Source organism: Qipengyuania sp. YIM B01966 (assembly GCF_016461955.1).
Taxonomy (GTDB): domain Bacteria; phylum Pseudomonadota; class Alphaproteobacteria; order Sphingomonadales; family Sphingomonadaceae; genus QFOP01.
On the sequence record NZ_JADMNM010000001.1, the window covers coordinates 221,426 to 243,006 of the forward strand.

A 21,581-nucleotide genomic window follows, 5' to 3' on the forward strand; every position below is an offset into this window, starting at 1 on the left:
AGGCAGCGTTCAGGTGCGATAGACAGGAGCCAACTGCCATGATCCGCAAACTTGCCCTTGCCGCCGGCCTTGCTGCCCTCTCCCTTTCGGCGACCGCCTGCAACACCGTGCGCGGGGTTGGTCAGGACATCGAATCCGCCGCCAATTCGGTCGATCGCGCTACCTGATCGTCAGACGTTGGTGAGGCCGTCGGGCACCTTGCCGAAGATCGCCCGGTACTGATCGATCGCGTAGCGGTCGGTCATGCCGGCAATGAAGTCGGCGATATGGCGCGCCCTCTCGGGTTGCTCACCGGGAACCATACCCGCCCAGCCCGCCCCCATCAGGGCCGGTTCCTGGTCATAGGCGGCGTACAGCCGGGCGACCACACCGCCGGCAACGCGCGCGACGGCCAATTGTTCGGGGTGATGATAAAGCCGTTCGTACATGAACCGCTTGAGGTGCGCTTCACGCGCCGCCATCGCGGGGGAGAAGCCGGCCAACGCACCCTCGGTCGAGCGGACCTCGCTCGCTGAGCCAACACCTTCCAACCGCGCGCGGGTGGCGGCGATCAGATCGTTGACCATCAAGCCGATCTGACTGCGGACCAGTTCGCGCAAACGCCGCTCGCGCGCGGCGTGCGGGAAACGCCGTTCGAGCGCGCGCCATTCCTCGGCCAGGAAGTCCAGCGTCAGCAACTCGTCGAGCGACAGGAAGCCGGCCCGCAACCCGTCATCGATATCGTGATTGTCATAGGCGATATCGTCAGCCAGCGCGGCGACCTGCGCCTCCAGCGACGGCCAGCGGCCGAGTTCCAGCGGAAAGGCTGCGTCGAGTTCGGCCAGCGCCCAGCCCGGTGACGCAACCGGGCCATTATGCTTCGCCAGTCCCTCCAGCGTTTCCCACGACAGGTTCAGCCCGTCATGCTCGCAATAAGGGCTTTCGAGCCGCATCAGCGTGCGCAGCGTCTGGGCATTGTGGTCGAACCCGCCATGCCGCTCCATCGCGGCGGACAATGCCTCCTCGCCCGCATGGCCGAAAGGCGGGTGTCCGATATCGTGCGCGAGACACAGCGCCTCGGTGAGATCCTCGTCCAGCCGCAGCGCGCGGGCGACCACCCGTCCGATCTGCGCTACCTCGAGGCTGTGCGTCAGGCGGGTGCGGTAATGGTCGCCATCGGGCGCGACGAACACCTGCGTCTTGCCGCGCAGCCGGCGAAAGGCGATCGAATGGATGATGCGGTCGCGGTCCCGCTGGAAGGCGGTGCGCGGGCCACGCGCTCCGTCAGCGCCGGTGGCGAATTCGCGGCCGCGAGAGCGCGCGGGATCGGCGGCGTAGGGGGCGCGGTCCATGTCCGCGGCGCTTAGGGCGGCGCCCCGAACGCGGCAACGGGAACAGTGCGTGAACCTGGCTCAGCCCGCGCCCAAAATCCATTCGGCCGCTGCCTCGGCATGAATGCGGGTTGAATCGAAGATCGGCAGCACATTGGCATCGACATCGACCACCAGCTCAAGCTCGGTACAGGCCAGCACCACGGATTTGACGCCCTGCTGTTCCTTGCGCGTCAGGATGGTCTTCATCGCCCGCTCGGCATCGCGGGTCACCTTGCCGACCATCAGCTCGTCATAGATGATGTCGTCCACCTGTTCGACCACCGCCATATCGGGCGGTGCCAGATCGACCCCGTGCGCCACCAGCCGTTCGCGATAGAAGCTTTCGGTCATCACGTTCGCGGTGCCGATCAGCGCGGCATTGGTGACGCCCGCCGCCTGCATCCGCGCGCCGACGCAATCGGCGATGTGGAGGATCGGCACGGATACCGCCGCGGCCACTTCGTCATAAACCTTGTGCATCGAATTGGCGCCGATGATCAGCGCGCCCGCGCCTGCCTGTTCGAGCCGCCGCGCGCTGTCCGCCAGCACGCCCGCGGCGCGCTGCCAGTCATCGGCCTCGGTCAGCCGGTGGAGGGCGGAAAAATCGAGGCTCTCGATCAGCATCGGCGCGCTCGCCATCGGCGCGCCGCGAGCCTGCACGATGCGATTGATATGCTCGTAATAGGTGCGGGTCGAAACCCAGCTCATCCCACCGATCAAGCCCAGCTTGCGCACTGCGTTCTCCGTCCGTCGCCGGCCTTGCGCTTGGCCAAGCCGCCCTGGCGATGCAAGCGGTCAGAGCGCGCTTATCCAGCGTTCGATCAGCGCGGTGCCCTCCGCGTCGGCGGTCGCCTTGCCCAGCTCGGGCATCGCCACGCCCGGCTCCTCGCTACGCATCCGGTGGACCAGGATGGACCGTTCGGGATGACCCGGCACGATGTCGAATTCGAACGCCCCCGCCCCGCGCCCGGCCGCAACGGGGCGCTTCATCACGCCCAGCGCGTGGAGGTCCTGCTGCTCCCAGCGCAGATCGAGCCCCGAATTCGACGCCGCCGCGCCGGGGCGATGGCAATGCGCGCAATTGACGTCGAGATAGGCCCGCGCCGCCGCCGCCACCGGAGCGGTGGCGCGATCCTCCCAGCGCGGCAGAGTGTCGGCGCCGGCGGGCACAGTGTTGACCTTGCCCGCGGCGACCAACGGCGCCAGCCACGCAGCCGACAGATTGCGCGCCTTGGGCCCGATTGGCACCACCGCGCCATTGAGGCCGTGGCATTCCTTGCACTGGTTGCGGTTGGGCACGCGGTACGAAATCGCCCGGCCCTCGGGCGTGGTAACCGGCACCCGTGCCCCGGCGAGCGCCAGCCGCGCCTCGCTCTGCCCCTCGTCCCAGACATAGGGCAGCGCCACCCAGCCTTCCGCCCGGTGCAGCAGCACGCGCGTTTCGACCAGCCGGCGCGCGGCGCCCTCGCCAAAGGCAAAGGTCTTGATCAGAGCCGTCCCGACCGGCAGCGCGGGCAAGCCGTCATCGGCAAAGCGGGCCTCGGTGCCGGGCGGCAGGTAAAGGAACCGCAGCTTTTCCGCCCCGTCGGAATACAGCGGGGTGTTGAGCCGATACGGGATGACGCCGGCGGCCGGCAGCTGCGCGCGCGGATCGGCGAAGAAGCCGAACTCGGCCAGCGTGGCGGGCATGGCGGGGCCGGTAATTGCCGACACCACCGGGACAGGCGGCGGCGCGCCCCCCGCGCTGGCAGCTGCGCCGAGCGCCAGCAGCCCGGCCAACAGGAGCCCGCGCGCAATCACGGGTGGAGCCGCGCCTCCAGCGCCGCCGGTGCGCCTACGCCCGTCAGCATCGCTGTCCGGTCAGGCGTGGGCACGTTCAGCGGGCCGGGATTACCCCCGCCAAGGCCCTTGCCCTGTTCGGTCAGATTGAGCGACCAACCGGCCAGCCCCGGCTCTACCCGCAGCGCGGTGGCACCCGGTTGGGCCAGTCCGTCCCACAGCACCGGCGGCAGCGCCCCGCCAAAGGCGGCCAGCAATTGCGCCGCGCCGTCCAGTTGCGGATCGGTGCCGCCGCGATCCACCCGATTGGCGCCAATGGTCACGTTGCGCGGGTAGGGATTGTAGCGCGCATCGTCGAACCCTTGGGTATAAGCGACGACCATGATCGGCGCGGTCGGGTTGTCGTAGAGCGTGTTGTGCTCCACCCAGACACCGTCATTGGCCATCACCAGAATCCCCGTCCCGCGCCGCACCCCGGCAACGATATTGCCCGGCGGGGCGAAATTGGGGGTGGTGTTGGCGACCACCAGATTGTCGCGTACCAGCACATTGCCGCCGCCCATGACCGGCAGGCCGGGCAGGTCGAACACCAGGATGCCGCCGGTATTGCGGGTGACGAAATTGCGCTCGACCAGCGCGCCGCGGCTGTTCTCGATCTCGATCCCGGCGACGTTCGCCTCGGCCACTGAATTGCGCACGGTAATCGCGCGCGACTGCCCCACATAGATGCCGGCATCCGACGCGCCCGAGACCGTGACCGCATCGATCAGCACGCCAGCGCTTTCGACCGGATAGATGCCATAGGCGCCATTGCTCGCGGCGGGTCCATTGGTCCAGGTAACGCGGATGCGATGGTAGACGATGTCGTCAGCGCCCTTGGACTTGATCCCGTCACCCTTGGGGTTTTCGACCGCGAAATCGCGCAGCGTCACGCCGTCGGACGTCACGCGGAACCCTTCGCCCGCATCGCGCTGGCCGGTGAAGTCGAGCACGGTCGCGTCCATCCCCGCGCCGCGCACGGTAACCCGGTCCACATCCAGCGAAATCCCGTCGATCAGCACGAAGCGCCCGGCGCCCAGCACCACCTCGTCGCCCGGTTCGGCGAGGATCAGCGCCTCCTGCAACCGGGTCTGCGCGTCCGGCCCGGCAGCGACGTTCAGGGTCTTGGCCGATGCCGGCAGGGCAAGGGCCAGCAATGGTGCGGCCAGCAGATAATGTTTCATCGCGCTCTCCCTTGCCGGGATAGTGCCAAGGGCGCGCGCGATTGCAAGCGCGGTCAGCGCGGGCGCGCCTCGTCGGCAAGGCCGGCGGCGCACAGAGCGGCCGAGGTGGTGGTCACCGCGATCACTTCGGCATCGCCCACGCGCCGCACCCGCGCGAGATAGCCGCTCATGGTTTCGGGCCGGCGCGGTTCGCCCGCCCGCGGCTTCAACCCTTCGAGCTTGCGCAGCTGGTCGATGGTCAGCCGGTCCACCATCCGCTCGGCCATGCAGGCCGATTGCGTGTCGGACAGCCCCGCATCGACAAAGGCGGAGCGGACGCGGCTTTCGGCGATGGTCTGCGCGCAGCCGGCCAGCAGCAGACCGGCAGCGGAAAATATGACCCATTTGTTCATCGTCACAGCGCCTTTACGATATCTTCGACCATCTTCTTGGCATCAGCCAGCAGCATCATCGTCTGGTCCATGTAGAACACGTCATTGTCCACCCCGGCATAGCCGACGCCGCCCATCGACCGCTTGATGAACATCACGGTCTTGGCCTTGTCCACGTCGAATACCGGCATCCCGTAGATCGGGCTGGATTTGTCGGTCTTCGCGGCAGGGTTCACGACATCGTTCGCCCCGATGATGAAGGCGACATCGGCCTGGGCGAATTCGCTGTTGATGTCCTCCAGCTCGAACACTTCGTCATAGGGGACATTGGCCTCTGCCAGCAGCACGTTCATGTGCCCCGGCATCCGTCCGGCGACGGGGTGGATGGCGTATTTCACCTCCACCCCTTCCTTCTTCAGCGTGTCGGCCATCTCGCGCAAGGCGTGCTGCGCCTGCGCCACGGCCATGCCGTAGCCGGGGATGATGATGACCTTTTCCGCCTGCTTGAGCATGAAGGCCGCATCATCGGCGCTGCCCTGCTTGTACGGCCGCTGCTCGCGCGCCGCGCCGCCGCCTGCGCTGTCCGCCGCGCCGAAGCCCCCGGCGATGACCGACAGGAAGCTGCGGTTCATCGCCCGGCACATGATGTAGCTCAGGATCGCGCCCGATGCGCCGACCAGCGCGCCGGTGATGACCATTGCCGTGTTGTGCAGCGTGAACCCCATCGCCGCCGCCGCCCAGCCCGAATAGGAGTTCAGCATCGACACCACCACCGGCATATCCGCCCCGCCGATGGGGATGATCAGCAGGAAGCCAATAGCGAAAGCGAGCAGGGTGACGAGCGCGATCACCCACAGGCTCTGGTCAAGCATGAAATACGCGGTCAGCGCGAGGATCGCGAGCAACGTGCCGAGATTGATCACATGCCGCATCGGCAGCAGGATCGGCGCGCCGCTCATCTTGCCGGCAAGCTTGAGAAAGGCGATTACGCTGCCCGAAAAGGTGATCGCACCGATAGCGATGCCCAAGCCCATTTCGAGGCGCGAGACAGGATTGATCGCGCCCGCCGCGTCGGCAATCCCGAAGGCCTGCGGGTTGAGATACGCCGCCCAGCCGACCAGCACCGCGGCGAGGCCGACCAGGCTGTGAAACGCCGCGACCAGTTGCGGCATATCGGTCATCGCGATCTTGCGCGCGATGATCCAGCCGATGCCGCCGCCGATAGCGATGGCGCCGAGGATCTCGGGCAACGTCGCCAGGCTGTGCGTCAGCAGCGTGGTGACAACGGCAATCAGCATCCCCGCCATGCCGAAGCGGTTGCCGCGCCGGGAACTCGCCGGGCTCGACAACCCGCGCAACGCGAGGATGAACAGCACGCCGGCGGCGAGATAGGCGATCATCGCCCAGACGGGGGTGGCCGCGTGCTCCATCAGGCGCGGCCCTCACCCTTGGGTGCGGGGCGGTCCTTCTTCTTGTACATCGCGAGCATCCGTTCGGTGACCGCAAACCCGCCAAAAATGTTAATGCTGGCGAGCACGATGCCGATGAGCCCCAGCCACTTGGCCCCCGGCACCTCGGCCGCAGCCGCCGCGATCAACGCGCCGACGATGATCACGCTGGAGATCGCATTGGTCACCGCCATCAGCGGTGTGTGCAGCGCCGGCGTCACCGACCAGACGACGAAATAGCCGACGAAACAGGCCAGCACGAAAATCGACAAGATGGCGATAAAGTCCATTAGCGAAAAGCCTTCCCGGTACGGGGAGGATCGGGGAGACGCACCCTCATCCCCGCAGCCTTTCATGCACCACCGCACCGCCCTGCGTCAGCCTGACGGCGTTGCCGATTTCCTCGTCCAGCACCGGGCGGCCCTGGTCCTTGTCCCAGAAGGCGGCGAGGAAGTTGTAGAGGTTGCGGGCATAGAGCGCGCTGGCATCGGCGGCGAGGTGGGTCGCGGTGTTAGCGTAACCGATAATCTTGACCCCGTGGCGCTCGATCACCTCGTCGGATACCGCGCCTTCGACATTGCCGCCCTGCGCCACGGCCAGATCGAAGATGACGCTCCCCGGCTTCATGCTGGCGATCTGCGCGTCGCTGACCAGCCTTGGGGCCGGCTTGCCTGGAATCAGTGCGGTGGTGATGACGATGTCCTGCTTGGCAATATGGGCGGACACGAGCTCGGCCTGCGCCTTCTGGTATTCCTCGCTCATCTCGCTGGCATAGCCGCCGCTGCCCTCCCCCTCGATCCCGGCGACATTCTCGACAAACACCGGCTTGGCACCCAGCGACAGGATCTGCTCCCTGGTGGCGGAGCGAACATCGGTCGCGCTGACCTGCGCGCCCAGCCGCCGGGCCGTGGCAATGGCCTGCAGCCCGGCTACGCCTACGCCCATCACGAACACCTTGGCCGCGCTGACCGTGCCGGCCGCCGTCATCATCATAGGGAAGGCCCGGCCATAGGCGTCGGCCGCGGCGATCACCGCCTTGTACCCGGCGAGGTTGGCCTGGCTGGAGAGCACGTCCATGCTCTGCGCGCGGGTGATGCGCGGCATCCACTCCATCGCCAGCGCCTCGAAGCCCGCTGCGCCATAGGCGGCCACGCGCTCAGTTTCCCGCCAGGGATCGAACATTGCTGCAACCATTGCGCCCGGCTTCGCGCCGGCCAACAGCGACAGATCGGGTGCCTGTACGCCCAGCACGATGTCAGCGCCAGCAATCGTCGCGGCGGCGTCGCCAAGCGTTGCGCCGGCTTCGGCAAAATCATCGTCCGGCACCGCCGCGCCAAGCCCGGCGCGGTGTTCGACCGCAACCTCGGCACCCAGCGCGAGATATTTGCGCACCGTTTCCGGAGACAGCGCGACCCGCCGCTCACCCGGCGCGCGCTCCTTCAGAACGGCGATGCGCAAGCTCACGGGGCGATGATCACCACGACCAGCAAGGTCACGATCACGGCCAGCGGCACGGCCCATTTCAGCAGGACGGTGAAGCCCGAATAGGTTTTCTTGAACTGGTTGAGCTGATCGGCAGCCATGCGGCGCTCTCCTGAAAGGTCGGTTCGCGCCGAGTGTTAGCTTGCCCGCGGCGCAGGCTCAAGCCGCTCGCGCACTGGCTGCACAGGCTTAAGCGGCTCTTTACTGTTGTCCTCTAATCGCAAACTGTACCGCGGCGGGACGGTTTTGAGGAATGACACGCAATGGCGAGTGCTGAGGATCGCCTGTTGATGCTGATCGATGATGAGCCCGCGCAAAGCCGGCTGATCACTGCGCTCGCCGCGCGCGATGGCTGGCGGACACTGGTCGTCCGCGATTCCGAAGCGGCTATCGCGACGCTCGGAACGCGCCAGGGTATGCAACTGGCCGCCATCATCCTCGACCAATGGGTGCCGGGCGATGAAGCGGGCGATCTTATCCGCGAATTGAAGGATCGCCGGCCCGCGCTGCCGATCCTGATGCTGACCGCCAGCGCCAGCCCGCGCCAGGCGGTCGAAGCGATGCGCGCTGGCGCAACCGATTATCTCGTCAAACCCGTGGCGCCTGACCGGCTGATGCGGGCACTGACCAGCGCAACCCGGCTCGAAGCGCCGCGCGACGAATTGCAGCCGCTGACCGAGAAGATGGACGGCGCGGTCGATTTCGACGCGATGATCGGCACCGATAGCGCGTTTCGCGCCGCACTCGCCCGCGCGGCCAAGGCGGCTCGCGGGCACGGGGCGGTGCTGATCGAGGGTGAAAGCGGCACCGGCAAGGAGATGATCGTCCGTGCGATGCAGGCCGCCAGCCCGCGCGCCAAGCTGGTGACGCGCACGCTGAATGTCGGCGCAATCCCCGGCAGCGCGCTGGAATCGGCATTGTTCGGGCACGAGCCCGGCGCCTTTCCCGGCGCATTCGAGCGGCAGATGGGCGCGCTCCAGGCTTGCGATGGCGGGACGCTGGTGCTGGACGAGATCGACCGGCTGGGCCCGGCGCTGCAGGAAAAGCTGGCCGAGACGCTGCGCACCGGGATCGTGCGTCCGATCGGCGCCGCGCATGGTTACAAGATCGATGTGCGGATCCTCAGCGCGAGCAACATCCCGCTGGCCGATTTGGTAGCGGCGGGCCATTTCCGTGCCGATCTTTACACCGCGCTGGCGCAGACCATCATCATCCTGCCGCCGCTCCGCGCGCGGCCGGGCGACATACCCGCGCTGGCCCGCCATTTTCTCCACCGGATCGGCCAGCAGCCGGGCCTGCGCGCGCTGTCGATCACGGATAGCGCGCTGGCGCTGCTGGCCGCCTATGACTGGCCGGGCAATGTGCGCCAGTTGCAGGCGGTCCTGTTTCGCGCCGCGGTGTTCTGCGATGACGAAGCGCTCACCGCCGACAGCTTCCCCCAATTGTCGCAGCTTCTCGGCGATCATCTCGCGCCCAGTGCTCAGGTGCAGGACGGCGCGGGGGTTACGCTCTACACAGCCGACGGCAACCTGCGGCCGCTCGAGGAAATCGAGGCCGATATCATCCGCTTGGCGATCGGCCATTATCGCGGTCGGATGACCGAAGTGGCGCGCCGGCTGGGCATCGGCCGCTCGACCCTCTATCGAAAACTGACCGATCTCGGCATCGACAACGCCGCCTAATTGGGCGGTAGCAGGCTGAAATCCGTCAATGCCGCGTCGCGCAGGCCGCGCCAGACATTGCGCGCCTGCACGGTTTCGGCGACGTCATGCACGCGCAGCAACTGAACGCCGGCATCCATCCCCTTCATCGCCAGCGCCACGCTGCCGCCCAACCGCTGATGCGCCGGCGCCTCGTGCGACAGCGCGCCGATCATCCGTTTGCGGCTAACCCCCAGCATCAGCGGCTGGCCCAGCGCATGGAACAGCGGCAGCGCGTTCAGCAGGGTGAGATTATCAGCCACGCTCTTGCCGAAGCCAATGCCGGGATCGAGCACGATCCGCTCGCGCGCAATCCCGGCCCCTACTGCCCGATCGCGCGCTGCCGCAAGCCAGTCGAACACGTCAAGCGCGACCTGAGCATAAGTGGCCCCGCTGTGCAGATCCTCGCCCTCGCCCGGTGCGTGCATCAGCACCACCGGCGCGCCGCGCGAGGCCACCAGGCCAAGGCTGCGCGGATCGTGCCGCAGGGCCGACACGTCGTTGACGAGATGGGCCCCGGCATTGAGCGCCGCCTCCATCACCGCGGGCCGGCGCGTATCGACGCTGATCGCCGCGCCCATCCCGGCGCAGAATTCGACTGCGGGGATCACCCGCTTCAGCTCGTCGCCCTCCCACACCGCGGCCGCGCCGGGGCGCGTGCTTTCGCCGCCAATATCGACGATCGCCGCGCCCGCTTCGAGCATTGCGGCGGCATGGGCGCGGGCGACTTCGGGATCGTCGAGAAACTGGCCGCCATCGGAAAAGCTGTCAGGCGTGACGTTGAGGATGCCCATCACCTGCGGCTGGTCGAGCCGGATGGTCCGCGCGCCGAGCTGGAGCGACGCGTGGCTACGCTGAAGATCGGCCAGCTGGGTTTGCACCGCATCGGGCAGATCGGCCGTGAGCAATTCCGGGGCCGAGAAATGCTCGCACGCGGTGACTTGCCCGCCCTGGCGGGTGATCACGGCGAAACGGCTGGCATAGACCAGCCCGCCCGCCAGCCTGATAGCCGCGCCTTCGGCCTGCGGACTTGACGCCAGGCCCGTGGGCCACAGGTAATGGCGTGCGCTCATCTCTGGCTGACCGCGATCCCGGTCAATCCTCGACGCCCAGCAGGTAAAGCTGGCGCGCCGCGTCGATCGGCTTGATCTCGCCCCCAGCTTCGTAATGCCAGAACATCCAGCCATTGCAGCTTGGGGCGCCTTGCAATTCCTTGCCGAGGCCGTGGATCGACCCGACCTGCCGCTCGTGCATCAGCGAACCGTCGGCGCGGACGGTGGCGGTCCAGCGGCGCTTCTTGTCGAACAGCACTGTTCCGGGCGGGATCAGCCCGCTTTCGACCAGCGCGCCAAAAGCGACCTTGGGCGCACTTGCCCGGCTGTGCATCGTCGCCAGTGCGCTTTCGTCCAGCGGCAATTCGCGGTCGATCCGCGCCAGTGCGGCCGCGCGGTAGGCGCTTTCGCGTTCGCAGCCGATCCATTCGCGGCCCAGCCGCTTGGCCACCGCGCCGGTCGTTCCGGTGCCGAAGAACGGGTCGAGCACGACATCGCCGCGCTCGGTCGTCGCCAGCAGCACCCGGTATAGCAGCGCCTCGGGCTTCTGCGTCGGATGGACCTTGACCCCGCCCGCTTCGCGCAGCCGTTCCTGCCCGCCGCAAATCGGCAGCACCCAGTCGCTGCGCATCTGCAATTCATCGTTGAGCGTCTTCATCGCGCGGTAATTGAACTGATAGCGCGCCTTTTCCCCAACGCTCGCCCAGATCAGCGTTTCGTGCGCGTTGGTGAAGCGGGTGCCCTTGAAATTGGGCATCGGATTGGCCTTGCGCCAGACGATATCGTTGAGGATCCAGAAGCCGAGATCCTGCAGGATCGCTCCGACGCGGTAGATATTGTGATAGCTGCCGATCACCCACAGCGCGCCATCGGGTTTCAGCACCCGCTTCGCCTCCGCCAGCCAGGCGCGGGTGAAGGCATCGTAGCTGGCGAAGCTGTCGAACCGGTCCCAATCGTCTGTGACCGCATCGACATGGCTGCCATCGGGCCGGTTGAGATCGCCGCCCAACTGCAGGTTATAGGGCGGATCGGCGAACACCAGATCGACGCTGGCATCGGGCAGCGTCCGCATCGCCGCGACGCAGTCGCCCGCAAGGATTCGGCCGAGCGGCAGGTTGGCCTTGACCGCCGCTGCTTTGGCCCCCTTCGATTTGCCGCGCGCGATATCTTTCGTCAGCGGCAGGACCTGCCCCATGAACGCCCCCTTGATCCCAACTTATCCACAGGGTGAGTCCATTGCGCGGCAACGTCAAGCGGCGAGTGCGGCGACGCTCGATTTGTCGGCATCCAGTTGTGGCGGAACACAAGGAGTCCGCCACAAGATGTTGCGAAACCACAGACATTGCTGGCGCGAGGTCTTGGGGGTGTGGCGCGAAAGACTCGCCCCGACCACCAGTTCTTCAGAACATTTCGAGCTGGGCGACCGGGGCGAAGCTGCGACGGTGCAGCGGGCTGGGGCCGTGTTCGTGCAGCGCGGCGAGATGGTCGGGCGTGCCATAGCCCTTGTTGCGGTCCCACCCGTAATGCGGGTGCGTGCACGCCGCATCGCGCATCAGCCGATCGCGCCATTCCTTGGCGATGATCGAGGCGGCCGAGATTGCCGGTTCGCGAGCGTCACCGCCAACGATGGCGCGCGCCGGCCAGCGCCATCCGGGGGTGCGCCCGGCGGGGGTGAGATTACCATCGACCAGCACCGCATCGGCTTCGCGCTGCAGCACGGCGCATAACCGGCTGACAGCGAGCGTCATCGCCAGCATCGTTGCGCCAAAGATGTTCAGCCGGTCGATCTCGTCCACCTCGACCACCCCGACACCCCAGGCACAGCGGCGGCGGACGGCGAGATCGAGCCCCGCGCGGCGCGGCGCGGTCAGTTTCTTGGAATCGTCCAGCCCGCCTGGCCGGGGCTTGCACAGGACGACCGCAGCGGCGACAACCGGGCCCGCCAGCGGCCCGCGCCCGGCCTCGTCCACGCCGACTTTCACCGGGCCGCAATCGGCGCCGAAATCGCAATGAGGGGTTCCTGCCAGCATGACCCGTAATCGTCTCGTCCGTCCCGCGCTCACCATAGCCGCGGCACTGCTTGCTGCAAGTTGCGGCACCGCCGCGACCGGGGATAGCGGGCGCACCAACGCCGCGGCCGAACCGGCAACGACCACCCTCCGCACCCAGGAGGTGGCGACACTGGCGCAGCCTTGGGCGGCGACGTTCATTCCCGGCACCAGCCTGCTGTTCGTGACCGAGCAGGCCGGCACCGCGCGGATCATCGACACGTCCAGCGATGCGCCACGGCTGGTGACGATCAGCGGGCTCCCGGCAGTGGATGCCGGCGGCCAGGGCGGCCTGGGGGATGCGCTGTTCCTGCCGAGCGAGGCCGCGCCGAAGCTCGACCGGCGGACCATCTATCTGAGCTGGGTGGAGGCGGGAGCGGGCGACACACGCGGCGCGGTGGTGGGGCGCGGCACGCTGCGCTGCTGGGTGGCGAATGAGTGCGCGGTAGAAGATTTGCAGGTGATCTGGCGTCAGACCCCCAAGACCAGCGGGCGCGGGCATTATTCGCAACGGCTCGCTTTGTCGCCCGACGGCCAATTCCTGTTCATCGCCAGCGGCGACCGGCAGAAGATGGCCCCGGCGCAGGACATGGCCGGCAATCTCGGCAAGATCGTTCGCCTGACGCTCGATGGCCGGCCCGCGCCGGGCAACCCCTTTGCCGGCCAGCCAGCGCCGGCCGATCAGGTCTGGTCGCTCGGCCATCGCAATATCCTTGGCCTCGCCTTCGACGAGGGCGGCCGCCTGTGGGGGCTGGAGCATGGCCCGGCGGGCGGCGACGAGCTCAATCTGATCCGCGCGGGCGCCAATTATGGCTGGCCGGTAGTGTCGGAAGGGGAGCATTATGGCGGCGCGAAAATCCCGCCGCATTCCTCGCGCCCCGATCTGGCCGCGCCGGCGCTGAGCTGGACCCCGGTGATCGCGCCGGGCGGGATGATCTTCTATCGCGGCAGCCTGTTTCCGGGCTGGCGCGGGCAGGCGCTGATTGCCGGCTTGGCGACCGAGGCGCTGATCCGCGTCGGCTTTGACGGCGAACGGCCGCGCGAACTCGCCCGCCACCCGCTCGGCCAGCGTATCCGCGCGGTGGCCGAGGGGCCGGACGGCGCGGTCTATCTGCTCGAGGATGGTGCGCGCGGGCGGCTGCTGCGGCTGACGCCCGCCCCCTGACCTCGCGACCGGCCTCGACAGCGGCGCGCGCGGCCCCTAAGCGCGCGCGCCATGCCGACGCTTGTCCCCCTTGCCGCGATCGACCCTGCGCTGGTCGACGAGCTGCTCGACGCGGCGTTCGGGCCGGACCGTTTTGCCCGCACCGCCTATCGCATCCGGCAGGGGACGGACTGGCTGCCCGCACTCAGTTTTGCCGCGCTCGATGACGAGGATTACCTCGCCGGGACGATCCAGCTCTGGCCGGTGGCGCTGACCGATCCGGCGGGCCGCGCGCATCCGCTGATCATGGTGGGCCCGGTCGCGGTGATGCCCGCACGGCAGGGTGAAGGCTATGGCAAGGCGCTGATGGCCGCCGCGCTGGGGGCGATGGCGCCCGATGCCGCGCTGCCACAGATGATGATCGGCGACGCGGACTATTACCGCCGCTGGGATTTTACCGCCGCGCCAACCGCCGGCTGGCGCTGCCCCGGCCCGTGGGAGCCGGCCCGGCTGCTGGTGCGCTGCGCCAATCCGGCAGTGCTGCCCGCGGCCGGGATGCTCGGCCCCTGGCCGGGCGCTGCGGGCGAAGGCTTGGCGGATTAAGCCGCATCTGGCATCGCCCCGCTGCGATGCCTTACGAACCCCCTGCCGAACTCGCCGCCCTGTCGCTGGCGCAGATCGCTGAAGCGGTCGCCGCGCGTCGCCTGCCGCCGCTAGCCGATTGGTCGCCCGGGCAGCAGGGCGACAGCCTGATGCGGATCGCCGCCGACGGGCGCTGGTATCACGAGGGAAGCGAAATCACCCGCCCGGCAATGATCCGCGCCTTTTCCGCCCTGCTGGTGCGTGAGGGTGCGGAACATTTCCTGCTGACGCCGGTGCAGAAGCTGTCCATCGCGGTGGAGGATGCACCGTTCATCGCGGTCGATGTCGCGCGCAAGGGGGCCGATCTGGCGTTCCGCCTCAACACCGACGAGCTGGTCGTGGCCGGCTCCGAGCACCCGTTGCGCGCTGCGGGCAGCGAAGATGCGCCGGCGCTCTATCTCGGCGTGCGCGATGGGCTGGAGGCGCGGCTGGACCGGTCGACCTGGCTGCAACTGGCCGAGATCGCGCTGGCCGAAGGCGATGGCTGGCATGTGGCGAGCGGCGGCGCCCGCTTTGCCCTCAGCCCATGAGCGCGCTGTTCGACCGCCTGACGACCCTGTTCGACGAGGGGCACCGCGACGCAATCGTCGATCTCTTGTCCGACGAACGGTTCGAAACCGCGCCCCGTGCCCGCGCGGCGGCAGTGCTAATCGCGGTGACCGACCGCCCACGCCCCGGCGTGATCCTGACCCGTCGCCGCGCCGATCTGCGCGATCATCCCGGCCAGGTCGCCTTCCCCGGCGGCAAGATCGATGCCGGCGAAGACGCGATCACCGCCGCCCTGCGCGAGGCGGAGGAGGAGCTGGCCCTGCCGCCTGCCGCAGTGAGGGTCATCGGCGATACCGACCGCTACCGCACCGGCAGCGGGTTCGAGATTACCCCGGTCCTCGCGCTTGTCCCACCCGATCTGCCGCTGGTGGCGAACCCGGCCGAAGTCGATAGCTGGTTCGAGGCCCCGCTGGACGTCCTGCTCGACCGGGCCAGCTGGACCCAGCACGAAGTCGATTGGGACGGGCGTAAGCGGCATTATCTCGAATATACGCACGAAGGCTTCCGCATCTGGGGGGTGACGGCGGCGATCATCGCCAATCTCGCCCGCCGCATCGCGTGGGAGGCACCGGATCATGGCTGATCATTTGCCCGCAGCGCCGTGGACCCGGCGCGCCGATCTGGCGCGGCTCGTCGCGGCGCTGGGTGCGGACAATATCCGCTGGGTCGGCGGCGCGGTGCGCGATACGCTGCTCGGCGTCGATGTGCACGATATCGATGCCGCAACCCCGCTGGTGCCGGACGAGGTGATCCGCCGTCTGGAAGCGGCCGGGCTGCGCCACGCGCCAACCGGGCTGGCGCATGGCACGATCACCGCGATCCTGCCCGCCGGTACGGTCGAGGTGACGACGCTGCGCCGCGATGTCGCCACCGATGGCCGCCGCGCCACGATCGCCTTTGCCAACGACTGGGCCGAGGATGCGGCACGCCGCGATTTCACCATCAACGCGCTCTATGCCCATCCCGAAACCCTGGAAATCAGCGATTATTTCGGCGGGCTGGCCGATCTTGCCGCGCGCCGCGTGCGCTTCATCGGCCTTGCCGAACAGCGCATTGCCGAAGATCATCTGCGGATCCTGCGCTATTACCGCTTTCAGGCCCGCTTCGGCGCGGACCTCGACGCGGCGGCGGAGCGGGCCTGTGCCGCACTTGCCCCGACGCTGAAAGGGCTGAGCCGCGAACGGGTTGGCTGGGAAGTGCTCGCGCTGCTGGCGCTGCCCGATCCAGCGCCCACGGCCGCGCGGATGCACGCGGCGGGCGTGTTGCCGGTGGTGTTACCCGAAACGCATGGGACGGAACTGGCGGCGCTCGCCGCTCTGGTCGCAGCAGAGCAGGCGGCCGGCGCCGCGCCCGATCCGATCCGCCGCCTCGCGGCCTTGCTGCCGCCCGTGCCCGCGCTGGCCGAGACGATCGCCGCGCGCCTGCGCCTGTCGAAGGCCCAGCGCGAAGGGCTGACCTGCCTCGCCGCGCGCACGCCGGCTGATGCCGACAATCCGCGTATCCTCGCTTACCGCACCAGCGTGGCCTGCGCGCGCGGGCGTTTGCTGCTCGCAGGGGCGGACATCGCCGCCCTCGATGGCTGGGCCGTGCCCGAACTGCCGCTCAAAGGCGGCGAGATCGTCGCCCTCACCGGCGCCGCCGGCCCGGCCGTCGCCCGCACCCTGCGCGCCGTCGAGGAACGCTGGCTCGCCGAGGGTTTCCCCGCGCGCGAGCGGGTGCTGCAAATCCTTCGCGACGTTCACGACTGAGCGGGCCGTATCGACCAATAGAGCGCGCGGGGCAGGGAGCGCGGGTCCGCTGTCAGGTGGCGCAGCGGCGAGGCGACCCGCGCCGCCTCGGGCGATCGGAGCGCCTGCCGGTAGGCGCGCAGCCCCTGTCGCGATGAATGATAACGCAGCCCCGCCATCTGCCGGTTGACCTCCCGTTCCAGCCGGGCAAGCTGCGCCGCGTCGGGCTTGAAATAACGGCCGTCGCGGACATCGAGCAACGCGCGCAGTTGCAGCGTGGCATTGCGCAGATTGTAGGCCGCGCCGGTTTCATTATCGCCCGCGCGGTGGACCAGCGCGGCATCAGCCAGCGTCGCCACGAATGCGCCTTCGCTCGCTAATTTGAGCCAGAACAGCCAATCCTCGCCAAAGCGCCATTCGGGCATGAACCCGACATGGCGCGCCGCGTCCGCGCGAAACAGGGTCGCGCAGGTCGGGATCATGCTCGTCGCCAGCAGCGCGTCGTGAGGATTGGCCAGCAGCGCGGTTGGCGGCGGGCCGTCATGTAGCGGGAGCAGGCGCGCCTCTGGCGGGAGTGCGGGCTGCATCAGTCGCCGCGGCGGCTGGGTTCCGGCGACCAATGCGTCGGCAAAGCTGAGCGCAATCTGCGGATCGCGCAGAAACGGCGCGCGGAGCATTTCGAGCGCACCCGGCAGATATTCATCATCCGAATCGAGGATGGCCAGCAGGGGCTGGCGCGTCGCCCGCATGGCGAGATTGCGCGCGGCCCCCGCGCCGCTATTGGCCGGGCTGCGGATAAAGTGCAACGGCACGCTCGAGCTCGCGGCGCAGGCGTCGACCACCGCTTGCGGGTTGTCGTCCGAGGCATCATCGACGATCCAGATCTCCGCCGGCCGCACGCTCTGGCGAAGCGCGCTGGCGATCGCGCGCGGGAGCGTGGCGCTGCGATTATACGCCGCGATAATTACGCTGATGCCGTGCGGCTCCGGCCCGGTCACGCGCCGCTCCTCGTGCCGATCCTGAGCGCCGGCCTTGTCATTTCGTGCCGCCTCCCCTATCTGCCCCTCACCCCGGCGCTGTGTAGCGTGGCCGGTTGCGAGCGTGAACCCATCGTGGTCCCGCGCCGGCGCAGCGGGGTTCGTAGCTTCCCCTTTCACGCATGGGTCGCCAATCGACCCTTTTGGCGATGCGGCCAGTGATGCCGCACGCCATGCATGAAAGTGAATGACTACAATGTCTTATTTTACCGAACTCGGCCTGGCCGAACCGCTGGTGCGGGCGCTGGCCGAACGTGACTATGCCGAACCGACCCCGATCCAGCGCCAGGCCATCCCGGCGCTGCTCGAAGGGCGTGACCTGCTGGGCATCGCCCAGACCGGCACCGGCAAGACGGCGGCGTTCTCGCTGCCCTCGCTGCACCGTCTGGCGGCCAATCCCAAGGCGCGCAGCAATGCGAGCTGCCGGATGCTGGTGCTCAGCCCGACGCGCGAGCTGGCGGCACAGATTGCCGACAATATGCGCCATTACGCCAAGTTCCTGAACCTGTCGGTGCAGGTAATCTTCGGCGGCGTGCCCGCGCATCAGCAGGCCCGCAAGCTGGCCGGCGGGTGCGACGTGCTGGTGGCGACGCCCGGCCGGCTGCTCGACCTCGTAGATCAGCGCGCGCTGACGCTGCGCAATGTCGAAATCTTCGTGCTCGACGAAGCCGACCAGATGATGGATCTCGGCTTCATCAAGCCGTTGACCCGGATTGCCGCGCTGCTGCCCGAAGACCGGCAGAGCCTGTTCTTTTCGGCCACCATGCCGCAGGCGATCACCGATCTGGGCAAGCGGTTCATCCGCAACCCGGTCCGCGCCGAAGTCGCCCCGCAGGCGACCACGGCGGAGCGCGTTGATCAATATGCGACTTTCGTGACGCAGGCGGAAAAGCAGGCGCTGCTGACGCTGTCGTTGCAGCGTGGGCTCGCCAACGGCGATATCGAAAGCTGCCTGGTGTTCACCCGGACCAAGCATGGCGCTGACCGGGTGGTCAAACATCTGGTCGCGGCTGGCATCAATGCCGCGGCGATCCACGGCAACAAGACGCAGGCCCAGCGCACCCGTGCGCTCGACGGTTTCCGCGCCGGCCGCGTGCCGGTGCTGGTGGCGACCGACATCGCCGCGCGCGGGATCGACGTGCCGGGCGTGTCGGCGGTGTTCAATTTCGAGCTGCCCAATGTCGCCGAACAATATGTCCACCGGATCGGCCGCACCGCGCGGGCGGGCCGCAGCGGGCTGGCGGTAAGCTATGTCGCGCCCGACGAGAAAGCCTATCTGCGCGACATCGAGAAGCTGACCGGTGTCAAGCTCAGCCCGGTGCCGCTGCCGGAAAACTTCCTCAAGGCGGCCGCCGCACTGCCCAAGCCGAGCCGCGCGCCGGCCGGGGCCGAGCGCGCGCCCAGCGATGGCGAGGACCAGTACAGCCGCAACCGCCGCGCCCGCGCCAGCGAAGCGCGCGCCCGTCCGCCGAAGAAGGACGCCCGCGCGCGGGTCACGCCGGCGGGCGGCAAGCCGCGCCGTGAGGGCGGCGCCGGTGGCGGTAACGCCAGTGGTGGCGGCAAGGCCTTTGGCGCGCCCCGCCAGGCCCAGGGTCAGGGTCGCGGACCCGGCCAGGGGCAGGGCCGGGGCGCATCGCCGCGCGGCCCGCGCCCGGCGCGCTAAGCGTGCCGGCGGCGGGGTCTAGCCGAAGCGGTTGTTGCGCGGGAAACCCTGCGGCGGCAACCGCCCGGCGGCCCCGCGCGCGACCTTCCACTGCCACATATCCGCCTCGGTCCGGGTGCGACCGCTCTCGCCACCCATCGCCCAGCTGAGACCGCCCGCCAGCGTGAAGCTGATCGCATCGGCCAGCCCGCCATCGCGGTAACGCTGCAACTGCACCCCCTGCCCGCGTGCCAGCACCGGCACTTCTTCCAGATGGAACACGACCAGCTTGCGATTGTCACCGACGACCGCGACATGATCGTGTTCGGGCGCGATCTGGCGCACCACCGTCAATCTTGAACCGGGTTTGAGATTGACCACCTGCCGCCCTTTGCGGGTTTCGGCCAGCAGCTCGCCCATCTGTGCGGCGAACCCCTTGCCGGTGTCGGCGGCGAGCAGCAACTGCCCGTCAGCCCGGTGAACGAGCACCGCCACCACCTGCGCCTCAGCCTCGATGTCGAGCATGGTCCGCAATGGCTCGCCAAAGCCGCGAGCCCCCGGCAGCTTGTCGGCGCCGAGCGTGTAGAACCGGCCATTATCGGCCGCAATCAACAGTTTATCGGTGGTCTGCGCGTGGAGGGCGAAGGCAGGGCCGTCGCCTTCCTTGAACTTCCATTCGCTGGCGAGATCGACATGGCCGCGCGCCCCGCGCACCCAGCCCTTTTGCGACAGGATGACGGTGACCGGCTCCTTCTCGATCATCGCATCCATGCTGAACACCGCCGTGGGCGCCGCCTCGGCCACGGTCGTGCGGCGCCGGCCAAGCGGCGTTTCAGGCCCATATTCCTCGCGCACCCGCGCCAGATCGCGCTTCAGCCGCGTGCGCTGGCCCGCCGGGCTGTCGAGCAGGCGGTTGAGTTCGTCCTGCTCCTTCAGCAGATCGGCCTGTTCCTGCCGCAGCTCCATCTCCTCGAGCTTGCGTAAGGATCGCAGCCGCATGTTGAGGATCGCCTCGGCCTGTCGGTCGGTCAGGCTGAATTCGGCCATCATCACGGCCTTGGGCTCGTCCTCGGTACGGATGATCTCGATCACGCGGTCGAGATTGAGGAAGGCGGCGATATAGCCTTCGACCAATTCCAGCCGCCGGGCGATCTGGTCCAGCCGGTGACGGCTGCGGCGCTGAAGGATGTCGATCTGGCTGGCGATCCAGTGCAGCAACACTTCGCGCAGGCCCATGACCATCGGCGTGCGACCAACCCCCGGCTGCACGTCGAGCACATTCATGTTGAGGCTGTAGCGCGTCTCCAGATCGGTCAGCTTGTAGAGGCTTTCCTTGAGCAGATCGGGGTCCACATTGCGGCTGCGCGGGACCAGCACGATGCGCAAGGTTTCGTCGCTTTCGTCGCGGACATCTTCGAGGATCGGCAGTTTCTTGTCGGCAATTGCCTGCGCGATCTGTTCGATCAGGCGGCCCTTCTGCACCTGATAAGGGATCTCCGAGATGACGAGCTGCCATTGCCCGCCGCCCAGCCGTTCGATCCCGGCGGCGCGATCCTCCTCGCGCTCGGCCTCGGCGGCGTGGAACCTTCCGCGCACGCGGAAGGCGCCGCGCCCGGTTTCATAGGCCGCCGAAATCGCCGCCGCGCTGTCGACCACCAGCCCGCCGGTGGCGAAATCCGGGCCGTGAAACAGCTCCATCAGGCGCGCATGATCGGCCTGAGGATTGTCGATCAGTTCGAGCGCGGCATCCAGCACCTCGGCGACATTGTGGCTGGGGATCGACGTCGCCATGCCGACCGCAATCCCGCTTGCGCCATTGGCCAGCAGATTGGGGAACAGGCCGGGGAAGATCTCGGGCTCTTCCTCCTCGCCATTATAGGTCGGAATAAAATCGACCGTGCCGTCTTCCAGCCCGGCCATCAGCAGCATCGCGGTGCGCGTCAGCCGCGCTTCGGTATAGCGGTAGGCGGCGGCGTTGTCCCCGTCGATATTGCCAAAATTGCCCTGCCCCTCGACCAAAGGATAGCGCAGCGCGAAATCCTGCGCGAGGCGCACCATCGCATCATAGACCGAAGCATCCCCATGCGGGTGATATTTGCCGATCACATCGCCAACCACGCGGGCCGATTTCTTGAACGCGTTCGTCGGATCGAGCTTCAGCTGGCGCATTGCCCACAGCAGCCGGCGATGCACCGGCTTCAGCCCGTCGCGCAGATCGGGCAGCGAGCGCGCGGTAATCGTCGACAGCGCATAGACCAGATAGCGCTCCGACAGGGCGCTATCGAACGGGGCATCGACAATAGCGTCAAACGGGTCGCGGTCAGCTTCTATCAGGTCGGCCATCGCGCGCCCCTAGCAGCGCGCGACGTGTGCGAGAAAGAGTGG

At 68.1% G+C, this 21,581-nt stretch carries 22 protein-coding genes; 8 read left to right on the forward strand and 14 right to left on the reverse strand.

Annotated features, from left to right (window positions below):
• The first annotated feature begins 38 nt into the window (after window positions 1-38).
• Entirely contained in the window at window positions 39-167 is a 129-nt protein-coding gene (locus tag ILT46_RS01155) for an Entericidin EcnA/B family protein (protein ID WP_199502792.1), read from the forward strand.
• A gap of 3 nt (window positions 168-170) precedes the next feature.
• Here the strand turns inward: ILT46_RS01155 and ILT46_RS01160 are convergent, their stop codons facing one another.
• Genes ILT46_RS01160 through ILT46_RS12265 form a run of 9 tightly spaced genes read right to left on the reverse strand, consistent with a single transcriptional unit; the run spans window position 171 to window position 7,756 of the window.
• Window positions 171-1,331, reverse strand: coding sequence for a deoxyguanosinetriphosphate triphosphohydrolase (locus tag ILT46_RS01160; protein ID WP_199502793.1), 1,161 nt, complete (start codon window positions 1,329-1,331; stop codon window positions 171-173).
• Between the two features lie 60 nt (window positions 1,332-1,391).
• On the reverse strand, window positions 1,392-2,087 hold the full coding sequence (locus ILT46_RS01165; protein WP_199502794.1) for an aspartate/glutamate racemase family protein: 696 nt from the start codon (window positions 2,085-2,087) through the stop codon (window positions 1,392-1,394).
• A 60-nt stretch (window positions 2,088-2,147) separates the two neighbouring features.
• Window positions 2,148-3,152 carry an SO2930 family diheme c-type cytochrome gene (locus ILT46_RS01170; RefSeq protein ID WP_370592275.1) on the reverse strand — a complete coding sequence of 335 codons (1,005 nt, stop codon included), beginning with the start codon at window positions 3,150-3,152 and terminating at the stop codon, window positions 2,148-2,150.
• Window positions 3,149-4,354, reverse strand: coding sequence for a parallel beta-helix domain-containing protein (locus ILT46_RS01175; protein ID WP_199502795.1), 1,206 nt, complete (start codon window positions 4,352-4,354; stop codon window positions 3,149-3,151). Before ILT46_RS01175 ends, ILT46_RS01170 begins: the two co-directional genes overlap by 4 nt.
• Window positions 4,355-4,407: 53 nt before the next feature.
• Window positions 4,408-4,746, reverse strand: coding sequence for a hypothetical protein (locus ILT46_RS01180; protein WP_199502796.1), 339 nt, complete (start codon window positions 4,744-4,746; stop codon window positions 4,408-4,410).
• A 2-nt stretch (window positions 4,747-4,748) separates the two neighbouring features.
• Window positions 4,749-6,155 carry an NAD(P)(+) transhydrogenase (Re/Si-specific) subunit beta gene (locus ILT46_RS01185; RefSeq protein ID WP_199502797.1) on the reverse strand — a complete coding sequence of 469 codons (1,407 nt, stop codon included), beginning with the start codon at window positions 6,153-6,155 and terminating at the stop codon, window positions 4,749-4,751.
• Complete coding sequence (locus ILT46_RS01190; protein ID WP_199502798.1) at window positions 6,155-6,463, reverse strand: NAD(P) transhydrogenase subunit alpha; 309 nt, start codon at window positions 6,461-6,463, stop codon at window positions 6,155-6,157. The genes ILT46_RS01185 and ILT46_RS01190 overlap by 1 nt, the downstream gene beginning before the upstream one ends.
• A 46-nt stretch (window positions 6,464-6,509) precedes the next feature.
• Window positions 6,510-7,631, reverse strand: coding sequence for an NAD(P) transhydrogenase subunit alpha (locus tag ILT46_RS01195; RefSeq protein ID WP_199503076.1), 1,122 nt, complete (start codon window positions 7,629-7,631; stop codon window positions 6,510-6,512).
• A gap of 2 nt (window positions 7,632-7,633) precedes the next feature.
• Window positions 7,634-7,756: a hypothetical protein gene (locus ILT46_RS12265; RefSeq protein ID WP_255528340.1), complete on the reverse strand. Its 123-nt coding sequence runs from the start codon at window positions 7,754-7,756 to the stop codon at window positions 7,634-7,636.
• 162 nt (window positions 7,757-7,918) lie between these two features.
• On the opposite strand from ILT46_RS12265, the gene ILT46_RS01200 reads away from it, so the two are divergent.
• Window positions 7,919-9,337 carry a sigma-54-dependent transcriptional regulator gene (locus ILT46_RS01200; RefSeq protein ID WP_199502799.1) on the forward strand — a complete coding sequence of 473 codons (1,419 nt, stop codon included), beginning with the start codon at window positions 7,919-7,921 and terminating at the stop codon, window positions 9,335-9,337.
• Here the strand turns inward: ILT46_RS01200 and folP are convergent.
• The 3 genes from folP to ILT46_RS01215 all read right to left on the reverse strand — a co-directional run bounded on the left by folP (window position 9,334) and on the right by ILT46_RS01215 (window position 12,437).
• Window positions 9,334-10,428 (reverse strand): dihydropteroate synthase, encoded by a 1,095-nt coding sequence (gene folP / locus ILT46_RS01205; RefSeq protein WP_199502800.1) that lies wholly within the window; start codon window positions 10,426-10,428, stop codon window positions 9,334-9,336. The two genes, ILT46_RS01200 and folP, sit on opposite strands and share 4 nt — an antisense overlap.
• Before the next feature lie 22 nt (window positions 10,429-10,450).
• Window positions 10,451-11,602: a site-specific DNA-methyltransferase gene (locus tag ILT46_RS01210; RefSeq protein WP_199502801.1), complete on the reverse strand. Its 1,152-nt coding sequence runs from the start codon at window positions 11,600-11,602 to the stop codon at window positions 10,451-10,453.
• Window positions 11,603-11,807: 205 nt separating this feature from the next.
• Complete coding sequence (locus ILT46_RS01215) at window positions 11,808-12,437, reverse strand: ribonuclease HII (RefSeq protein ID WP_199502802.1); 630 nt, start codon at window positions 12,435-12,437, stop codon at window positions 11,808-11,810.
• On the opposite strand from ILT46_RS01215, the gene ILT46_RS01220 reads away from it, so the two are divergent.
• Genes ILT46_RS01220 through ILT46_RS01240 form a run of 5 tightly spaced genes read left to right on the forward strand, consistent with a single transcriptional unit; the run spans window position 12,436 to window position 16,538 of the window.
• Window positions 12,436-13,620: a PQQ-dependent sugar dehydrogenase gene (locus tag ILT46_RS01220; RefSeq protein WP_199502803.1), complete on the forward strand. Its 1,185-nt coding sequence runs from the start codon at window positions 12,436-12,438 to the stop codon at window positions 13,618-13,620. The two genes, ILT46_RS01215 and ILT46_RS01220, sit on opposite strands and share 2 nt — an antisense overlap.
• A gap of 51 nt (window positions 13,621-13,671) precedes the next feature.
• Window positions 13,672-14,202 (forward strand): GNAT family N-acetyltransferase, encoded by a 531-nt coding sequence (locus ILT46_RS01225; protein ID WP_199502804.1) that lies wholly within the window; start codon window positions 13,672-13,674, stop codon window positions 14,200-14,202.
• Between the two features lie 26 nt (window positions 14,203-14,228).
• On the forward strand, window positions 14,229-14,771 hold the full coding sequence (locus ILT46_RS01230) for a DUF1285 domain-containing protein (protein ID WP_199502805.1): 543 nt from the start codon (window positions 14,229-14,231) through the stop codon (window positions 14,769-14,771).
• Entirely contained in the window at window positions 14,768-15,373 is a 606-nt protein-coding gene (locus ILT46_RS01235) for a CoA pyrophosphatase (RefSeq protein ID WP_199502806.1), read from the forward strand. Before ILT46_RS01230 ends, ILT46_RS01235 begins: the two co-directional genes overlap by 4 nt.
• Entirely contained in the window at window positions 15,366-16,538 is a 1,173-nt protein-coding gene (locus ILT46_RS01240; protein WP_199502807.1) for a CCA tRNA nucleotidyltransferase, read from the forward strand. Before ILT46_RS01235 ends, ILT46_RS01240 begins: the two co-directional genes overlap by 8 nt.
• On the opposite strand, the gene ILT46_RS01245 is transcribed toward ILT46_RS01240, so the two are convergent.
• Window positions 16,529-17,515 (reverse strand): glycosyltransferase family 2 protein, encoded by a 987-nt coding sequence (locus ILT46_RS01245; RefSeq protein WP_199502808.1) that lies wholly within the window; start codon window positions 17,513-17,515, stop codon window positions 16,529-16,531. The two genes, ILT46_RS01240 and ILT46_RS01245, sit on opposite strands and share 10 nt — an antisense overlap.
• A 235-nt stretch (window positions 17,516-17,750) precedes the next feature.
• Here ILT46_RS01245 and ILT46_RS01250 point away from each other — a divergent pair, with 235 nt between their 5' ends.
• Window positions 17,751-19,217 (forward strand): DEAD/DEAH box helicase, encoded by a 1,467-nt coding sequence (locus tag ILT46_RS01250; RefSeq protein WP_199502809.1) that lies wholly within the window; start codon window positions 17,751-17,753, stop codon window positions 19,215-19,217.
• 18 nt (window positions 19,218-19,235) lie between these two features.
• On the opposite strand, the gene parC is transcribed toward ILT46_RS01250, so the two are convergent.
• On the reverse strand, window positions 19,236-21,539 hold the full coding sequence (gene parC / locus ILT46_RS01255) for a DNA topoisomerase IV subunit A (protein ID WP_199502810.1): 2,304 nt from the start codon (window positions 21,537-21,539) through the stop codon (window positions 19,236-19,238).
• Window positions 21,540-21,581 lie beyond the last annotated feature (42 nt).

Bases quoted from the DNA above. Each gene is read 5' to 3' on its own strand.
- ILT46_RS01220 (WP_199502803.1), top strand. From the start codon at position 12,436: ATGACCCGTAATCGTCTCGTCCGTCCCGCGCTCACCATAGCCGCGGCA.
- ILT46_RS01155 (WP_199502792.1), top strand. From the start codon at position 39: ATGATCCGCAAACTTGCCCTTGCCGCCGGCCTTGCTGCCCTCTCCCTT.
- ILT46_RS01250 (WP_199502809.1), top strand. From the start codon at position 17,751: ATGTCTTATTTTACCGAACTCGGCCTGGCCGAACCGCTGGTGCGGGCG.
- parC (WP_199502810.1), bottom strand. From the start codon at position 21,539: ATGGCCGACCTGATAGAAGCTGACCGCGACCCGTTTGACGCTATTGTC.
- ILT46_RS01225 (WP_199502804.1), top strand. From the start codon at position 13,672: ATGCCGACGCTTGTCCCCCTTGCCGCGATCGACCCTGCGCTGGTCGAC.
- ILT46_RS01210 (WP_199502801.1), bottom strand. From the start codon at position 11,602: ATGGGGCAGGTCCTGCCGCTGACGAAAGATATCGCGCGCGGCAAATCG.
- ILT46_RS01175 (WP_199502795.1), bottom strand. From the start codon at position 4,354: ATGAAACATTATCTGCTGGCCGCACCATTGCTGGCCCTTGCCCTGCCG.
- ILT46_RS01230 (WP_199502805.1), top strand. From the start codon at position 14,229: ATGCCTTACGAACCCCCTGCCGAACTCGCCGCCCTGTCGCTGGCGCAG.
- ILT46_RS01240 (WP_199502807.1), top strand. From the start codon at position 15,366: ATGGCTGATCATTTGCCCGCAGCGCCGTGGACCCGGCGCGCCGATCTG.
- ILT46_RS01180 (WP_199502796.1), bottom strand. From the start codon at position 4,746: ATGAACAAATGGGTCATATTTTCCGCTGCCGGTCTGCTGCTGGCCGGC.
- ILT46_RS01190 (WP_199502798.1), bottom strand. From the start codon at position 6,463: ATGGACTTTATCGCCATCTTGTCGATTTTCGTGCTGGCCTGTTTCGTC.
- ILT46_RS12265 (WP_255528340.1), bottom strand. From the start codon at position 7,756: ATGGCTGCCGATCAGCTCAACCAGTTCAAGAAAACCTATTCGGGCTTC.
- ILT46_RS01200 (WP_199502799.1), top strand. From the start codon at position 7,919: ATGGCGAGTGCTGAGGATCGCCTGTTGATGCTGATCGATGATGAGCCC.
- ILT46_RS01160 (WP_199502793.1), bottom strand. From the start codon at position 1,331: ATGGACCGCGCCCCCTACGCCGCCGATCCCGCGCGCTCTCGCGGCCGC.
- folP (WP_199502800.1), bottom strand. From the start codon at position 10,428: ATGAGCGCACGCCATTACCTGTGGCCCACGGGCCTGGCGTCAAGTCCG.
- ILT46_RS01185 (WP_199502797.1), bottom strand. From the start codon at position 6,155: ATGGAGCACGCGGCCACCCCCGTCTGGGCGATGATCGCCTATCTCGCC.
- ILT46_RS01215 (WP_199502802.1), bottom strand. From the start codon at position 12,437: ATGCTGGCAGGAACCCCTCATTGCGATTTCGGCGCCGATTGCGGCCCG.
- ILT46_RS01235 (WP_199502806.1), top strand. From the start codon at position 14,768: ATGAGCGCGCTGTTCGACCGCCTGACGACCCTGTTCGACGAGGGGCAC.